The sequence below is a fragment of the Cyclobacterium sp. genome, from assembly GCF_014762705.1.
Lineage (GTDB): Bacteria > Bacteroidota > Bacteroidia > Cytophagales > Cyclobacteriaceae > Cyclobacterium.
This window is the reverse complement of record NZ_JABURL010000115.1, coordinates 1-6,929: the sequence shown is the minus strand read 5'-3', so window position 1 is coordinate 6,929 and position 6,929 is coordinate 1. Positions and strand designations below refer to the sequence as shown.

Below are 6,929 nucleotides of genomic sequence, written 5' to 3'. Positions count from 1 at the left end.
TTTTTTTTTTTGTTTTACTTGCTCTACCTGTCACATCTATCCACACCTCGCCATTCTGCGGATGCGTCAGACGTGTATAAGAGTCAGGCCTGGGCACTGGCTTCTTTAAGCCAAGAACTATTAAGTCAAATGATCAGTGATAAAATTGCAAGTTTAAAATTCATAAAATTAAGATTAGTGGATGGCTAACTTTTTATAATAATTGGACCTTCCCTGTTCAGTCAGGATCCCATGAATAAAATGATCTACTATTTGCAAGTGGTATTCCAACAGACTGTATTTTCCACCGGGAACATTCCCGGAAAAGGCACTGGTAATCTGCTCCAATCGCATAAAAGCCAATATTTCTGAATTGATTTCCCCTCTGAAATCTCCAGACTGCTTTCCTTTTTCAAGCACCTCTACTATGCCTTTCCAGGCATGATCCCTTTTAAATTCCTCCAGTTTTTTCCAACATTTGGGATAAAAGCGTTGAATTTCATGCATCAATAAGGGGTTCATGCTGGAAAACCTTTCCCTGAGGTACCTGGTCATCCGCAATAAATGGTCAATTACCCCTTCATCCTCCTTCATCATCTCATCAAAAGCACATTCATCCTCCCTGAGTGCTACTTCAAAGGAGGCATTTACCAATTCCTCTTTACTGGAAAATTCCTCGTAAAGGGTCTTTTTGGACATGCCAACCTGTCTGGCGATCTCATCCATGGTTACTGCCCTGATTCCAAAAACCAGAAACTGCTCCAATGCCACCCGAATTATTTTTTCTCTTGTTTCCAAATATCTGTCAATAAACTTCCTGCCAAAAAACTCAGGAAACTTTCAAAAGGTTCAAAGTTTTTCCAAATTTATTGAATTATTTTAAATCCCTAACAAAATATGTGCGCTTAAATCTGGCAACTCATACTTATCCCCCAAAATAATTGTGCCTATTCAAAAAAAATTAATCTTTCAGACAAACCAAAGCCCCCCATTAACTATATGAACATTTGCTTAACTGTTCAATAACGAACATTATCCGTTTAGAAATTTTCGAAATCGAACATTTTCATTCCTGAGGCAAAAGTTTGGGTTCACTCAGCCCGGTAATTTATTAAAGCAATTTTGTACCTTTGTCCTTTCTAAATAGCTATTGATTATCCTATGAAAATTTTCTTTTTTCAATCTCCTGAAAAAACAATTTATGCCCTTGAATCACGCCAACTATTAAGTAAAGAGGCAGTAGAAAAATTAACCTGGCTTTTCGGCTCTGCCAGCTACCTGGATAAGAGCAGCGTAGCCGGCGAATTTATCGGACCAAGAAAAGAAATGGTAAGCCCCTGGTCCACCAATGCCGTAGAGATATGCGAAAATATGGGGATCAATGGTATCCTTAGAATTGAAGCTTTTTACCCTTGGACAGATGGGGTATCCCTGGATCCCATGCTGCAAAGGTTTTATAAAGTATTGGACCAGGATTTATTCTCTTTTGATAAAAAGCCGGACCCCATCCTTTTTATTGCCGATATATCCGCTTACAACGAAAAAGAAGGCCTTGCCCTCAGCAAAGAGGAGATCACTTACCTGGACGGGATCAGTAAAACCATGGAAAGGCCGCTCACCGATAGCGAGGTTTTTGGCTTTAGTCAGGTGAATTCTGAGCATTGCCGGCACAAAATTTTCAACGGAACATTTATCATCGACGGACAGGAAAAGCCCCTGTCGCTTTTCCAGTTGATTAAACAAACAGCTTCGGCTAATCCAAACGGGATAGTATCGGCTTATAAGGACAATGTAGCCTTTGTAAAAGGACCGGAGGCTTTGCAATTTGCGCCTGAATATCAGGATACTGCCGGATACTTTGAAATCAAGCCCATTGACACCGTCCTTTCCCTGAAAGCTGAAACACATAATTTCCCCACTACTGTAGAACCCTTTAACGGAGCAGCTACCGGATCTGGTGGGGAAATCAGGGATAGAATGGCGGGCGGCACTGCCTCCATACCTTTGGCAGGTACTGCTGTTTACATGACCTCCTATCCCAGAACCGCTCCCGACCGGCAATGGGAAAAAAACCTAACTGCCAGAAAATGGCTTTACCAAAGTCCTATGGACATCCTGATCAAGGCTTCCAATGGAGCCAGTGACTTTGGTAATAAATTTGGCCAACCATTGATTTGTGGAAGCCTGATGACTTTCGAACATCAGGAACTGGGCAAAAACTGGGGCTTTGACAAAGTAATCATGCTTGCAGGAGGCATAGGATTTACCAGAGCCCCCTACAGCCTGAAAAAATCACCTGAAAAAAATAACAGCATCGTTTTGATGGGGGGTGACAATTACCGGATCGGCATGGGGGGAAGTGCGGTTTCTTCACTCAATACCGGAGAGCTCAGCAATGCTTTGGAGCTGAATGCCATACAGCGCTCCAATCCTGAAATGCAGAAGCGGGTAGCCAATGTAATCCGGGCAATGGCAGAAAGTGACGACAACCCCATAATTTCCATTCATGACCATGGTGCAGGAGGCCATTTGAATTGCCTTTCCGAACTGGTGGAAGAAACCGGTGGAACAATACACCTGGACAAGCTTCCAGTAGGAGATCCTACCCTTTCCGCCAAAGAAATTATCGGGAATGAATCTCAGGAAAGGATGGGGCTGGTCCTGGAAAAAAGCAAATTGGAAAAAATCAGGAAAATTGCTTTGAGGGAAAGGGCTCCATTTTACGAAATCGGAGAGACTACCGGAGATTTGCATTTTAAATTTGAAAACAGCCAAACGGGTGAAAAACCCATAGACTGGAGCCTGAACCACATGTTTGGCTCTTCTCCAAAAACTGTTCTTGAAGACCGCAGAGCCAGTCAAAACTTTGCGGCACCGGAATATGAGGTGGAAAAAATCGAAGAATACCTGAATCAGGTGCTCCAATTGGAAGCCGTGGCCTGCAAGGACTGGCTAACCAATAAAGTAGATCGATCGGTTACCGGAAGGGTAGCCAAACAACAGAGCACGGGCCCCCTGCAATTACCTTTGAACAATTTAGCCGTAATGGCCATGGATTATTCCGGAAACAAGGGCATTGCGACATCTATAGGCCATGCGCCTGTAGCTGCCCTGGCCAACCCCGAGGCAGGTTCCCGACTGGCCATTGCAGAAGCACTGACCAACCTGGTATGGGCTCCACTTAATGGAGGATTGAAGGCGGTATCTTTGAGCGCCAACTGGATGTGGCCGGCAAAAAATCCGGGAGAAAATGACCGCTTGTACCGGGCGGTAGCTGCGGCCAGTGAGTTTGCCATTGCTTTGGGCATCAATATTCCCACGGGAAAGGATTCCCTTTCAATGGCCCAAAAATACCCGGATGGACAAACGGTATTTTCCCCGGGCACTGTCATTATCTCTACTGTAGGCGAATGCGAAGATATCAGAAAAACCCTTTCTACTTCCATTATGCCGGTTTCGGAATCCAGTCTGCTTTATATAGACCTCTCCAAAGATAAGGCTAAATTGGGCGGGAGTTCCTTTGGTCAAATTCTGAATAAAATCGGTAATGAAACCCCGGATATCAAGGATCAGGCTTACTTTGCTGCCGCTTTTAATGTACTGCAGGAACTGATCCGTCAGGAGAAAATTTTAGCCGGTCACGACATTTCCTCTGGTGGCTTGATCACCTCCTTGCTGGAAATGTGTTTTCCCAATGAAAATACCGGATTAACCATACACCTGGAAAACCATCCGGAAAAGGACCCTGTCAAGGCATTGTTTGCGGAAAATCCGGGACTGCTGATCCAGGTAAATCCGGAAGCAGGTGTTGAAGGTTATTTGAAAGAAAATGGAATTACTTACCTCCCCATCGCATCCATACAAACTTCCGGAAAAATAGAAATTCCTGCATTAGGCAAAAGCTGGGACATGGCCAGCCTCAGGGACACCTGGTACCGCTCTTCCTTCCTGCTGGACCAGGCACAATCAGGAAAGCAGCTGGCAAGGGAGCGTTTTGATCATTACAAAAAGCAGCCACTTCAATTCAATTTTCCGGAAAACTGGCAGGGAACCTACCGTTCCTTGGGTTTAGACCCACTTCGAAAGACAGCAAGCGGAACCAGAGCGGCCATCATCAGGGAAAAAGGAGTCAATGGAGACCGGGAAATGGCTTATTCATTGTGGCTGGCCGGTTTTGATGTAAAAGACATCCATATGACAGATCTGATTTCCGGAAGAGAAACCCTGGAAGATGTCAACATGATCGTTTTTGTAGGGGGATTTTCCAATTCCGATGTATTGGGTTCGGCCAAGGGCTGGGCAGGTGCCTTTCTGTACAATGAAAAAGCCAAAAAGGCATTGGATCATTTTTATGCCCGGAAGGACACTTTAAGCCTGGGGGTTTGTAATGGTTGTCAATTGATGGTAGCCTTGAATCTACTGAACCCCGAACACCAACAAAAGACCAAAATGCTACACAATGACAGCCACAAATTTGAGTCAGGCTTTGTTAATGTAACCATACCGGACAACAAGTCGGTCATGCTGGGATCCCTTTCCGGACTGAGGTTGGGTGTATGGGTAGCGCATGGAGAAGGCAAATTTCAATTGCCCCAGGAAAAATCTACCTACCATATTGGCATGAATTATTCATACACTGCCTATCCAGGGAATCCCAATGGTTCAGATCATGCGGTGGCAGGACTGGCTTCAGCAGATGGCAGACACCTGGCCATAATGCCCCATATAGAAAGGTCCCTTGCTCCCTGGAATTGGCCCTATTATCCCGAAGAATTATTACCCGGTGAAATTAGCCCTTGGCTATTGGCTTTTGTGAATGCCCGAAAGTGGGTGGAGGTTAAAATGAAGCTTTAACTGGAACAGGCTAAAAAGCTCTATGAATATTGAAGTTTGGGCCAGTCATGAAATGTTAACTACTGACTGCTTCTGTAATCATTTTATTTGGTTTTAATGTATAGTTCGACTGAAATTCGTTAAAACACCGTCATTCCGAGACCTGACATTTTAAAAAACGCTGAAATCAGGATGACGGAAAGGTTTTTGGAATTTGTAGGAATTTAGGGATGTTCGTTGTATCAGGATTTAAAATTAGCTATATGAGAAAATATCTCATTGGTTAATGGATGATTGGGAGTTAAAGGCTTTTTTGGTATTTTAGCATGTTTTTATTGTACTTTTTGCTTGATCAAAAAGTACCAAAAAATCAAGACAAAAAAATCCTTCCCCTCACATACCTACCGCACCCCCGGTTTTTTGTCGGGCCAGCCCGCTTTGCGTAATTAAAATCTAAATCTTCCTCATTTATCAAATTTCCTTAGGGTACTACTATATCAAACAAAAATTTAATTACGTCATCACCAGACTTAGAGAGGGTTTTGAGCGGTGAAAGCTGTGGGAATCTCTGGCCAAACGAGACTGCCACACCCTTTCCCAGTGCATATACCCACGACAAAGGGTTCGCAGTGACGATTCAATTGGTTTTTATTGACGATCTTAATTCGAACTCAGTTATAGGATGAATTTCCAAGGATTCAAATAGGAATGCCTTTGTGCCTTTTTTGGAGATGATTTTAACCCGGAGTGGTGAAATATCCAACTGGGCTTAGGTCATTCTCCGATCTCCATTAGTATAAACCTGGGTCTGTAAAAGTTTGGAGACGTTTCCACATCTGCAAAAAAATCGAATGAATTGATGTTATAACTGATTAACAATTCTCCAGGTTTAGACAGGCTGGGATGGGCTTTTGCGTTATAGCTAATCAGTTGTTTTCCTTCACTCAAATCAGCTGAAGCATCCCAAATTGTAATTATAGGACCAAAAGGACCTTCCGGGGAATGGGACAAACGCAACCCAACGGTGGAAGCTATACCATCCATCTGGAAAATCATGGCATACCTTCCATCTCCCAGTTGAGATACGCTCAATTCATTGGATGCCCTATCAGCAATAGTGGAAGCTTTGTGCATATCACTTTGCCAGTCAGCACCATCCCAAAATCTCCACAGACGAAATTCTTCAATATCACCGGGTTTCACCCTGGCTACCATCACTTCTTTTTTTTGGCCTCTAACACCATATATGTAGAGATAACCATCAGGGCTAAATGCTCCCGCGTCTTTGGTGTTAACCAAAATGCCAGCACCAAAGGAACCCGTACTTTCCGGTGTCCCCTCAATATAAAAAGGAGTATCCAATTGACGTTGATCTTTAAAAGGAGGCTTACTTCCTGAGGGAATAACAATCAGGGCGTTACCAACTTCTTTAAAATTAAAAGCTTCTTCACCTGTAGTGATAACCCTGTAACCAAATAAATAAATATCATTGTTCTTTTCCTGGTTCACAAAACCATCCCCTAACCAAAAGTATTCTCCTTGTTTGGAATTTGGAGTATTCGGTATAAAAAGTGACTGCGGCGCGCTATTCTCATTTTCAGCCCAATGGAAGGAAATATTGGATTTCTTGGGTTCATGGCCTTCCATCCATGCAACTGAATTATTGATCATCACAAAGGGTGTATCCAGCTTCCCGTCAATTATTTCTCCAATCAGGCTGTCACTGAATAACACAAGGGTTTCAGCGGTTGAATCAGGTTTTGCGGACTCTATACCATTTAAGGGTATGGTGAAGATACCGTCTCCACCAAACCAGCCCGATGTTCTTTTGAAAAGATCCGACCAGGAATCGGCTTCCCTCACCGTAAACTGAAGTTCATTTAAAGAGGTATTTTTTGATGCCAATCTTTTCTCACTTGCGGTCGAACATGAAATGAAAATTGCCGAAATCAATAAAAGTAAAGCGACGTTAAAATAGATAAATGCAGGTTTTTGTTTTTTCATTTCGGTTTTCCATTTCGTTTGGGTCTCTCCAGGTAAGGTGCCATTATGCCTCCCTTAAGCACCCCATATCTCAATTCATCACCACTTCGTCTACCATGAGCCAGGCCTTGCTG

At 43.4% G+C, this 6,929-nt stretch carries 4 protein-coding genes; 2 read left to right on the top strand and 2 right to left on the bottom strand.

Annotated features, from left to right (window positions below; translation table 11 throughout):
* A partial coding sequence (locus tag HUJ21_RS22925) for a hypothetical protein (protein ID WP_291373153.1) occupies positions 1-189 on the top strand: 189 nt, incomplete at its 5' end.
* On the opposite strand, the gene HUJ21_RS22920 is transcribed toward HUJ21_RS22925, so the two are convergent.
* Entirely contained in the window at positions 175-777 is a 603-nt protein-coding gene (locus tag HUJ21_RS22920; protein ID WP_291373151.1) for a TetR/AcrR family transcriptional regulator, read from the bottom strand. The two genes, HUJ21_RS22925 and HUJ21_RS22920, sit on opposite strands and share 15 nt — an antisense overlap.
* Positions 778-1,140: 363 nt before the next feature.
* Between HUJ21_RS22920 and purL the strand changes: the two genes are divergently transcribed.
* The gene (purL, locus tag HUJ21_RS22915) at positions 1,141-4,833 is read left to right on the top strand and encodes a phosphoribosylformylglycinamidine synthase (protein ID WP_291373149.1); all 3,693 of its coding nucleotides are present in this window, start codon (positions 1,141-1,143) and stop codon (positions 4,831-4,833) included.
* Positions 4,834-5,586: 753 nt separating this feature from the next.
* Here purL and HUJ21_RS22910 read toward each other — a convergent pair.
* Positions 5,587-6,816 (bottom strand): DUF4185 domain-containing protein, encoded by a 1,230-nt coding sequence (locus HUJ21_RS22910; protein ID WP_291373148.1) that lies wholly within the window; start codon positions 6,814-6,816, stop codon positions 5,587-5,589.
* Between the last annotated feature and the right edge of the window lie 113 nt (positions 6,817-6,929).

Bases quoted from the DNA above. Each gene is read 5' to 3' on its own strand.
- purL (WP_291373149.1), top strand. From the start codon at position 1,141: ATGAAAATTTTCTTTTTTCAATCTCCTGAAAAAACAATTTATGCCCTT.
- HUJ21_RS22910 (WP_291373148.1), bottom strand. From the start codon at position 6,816: ATGAAAAAACAAAAACCTGCATTTATCTATTTTAACGTCGCTTTACTT.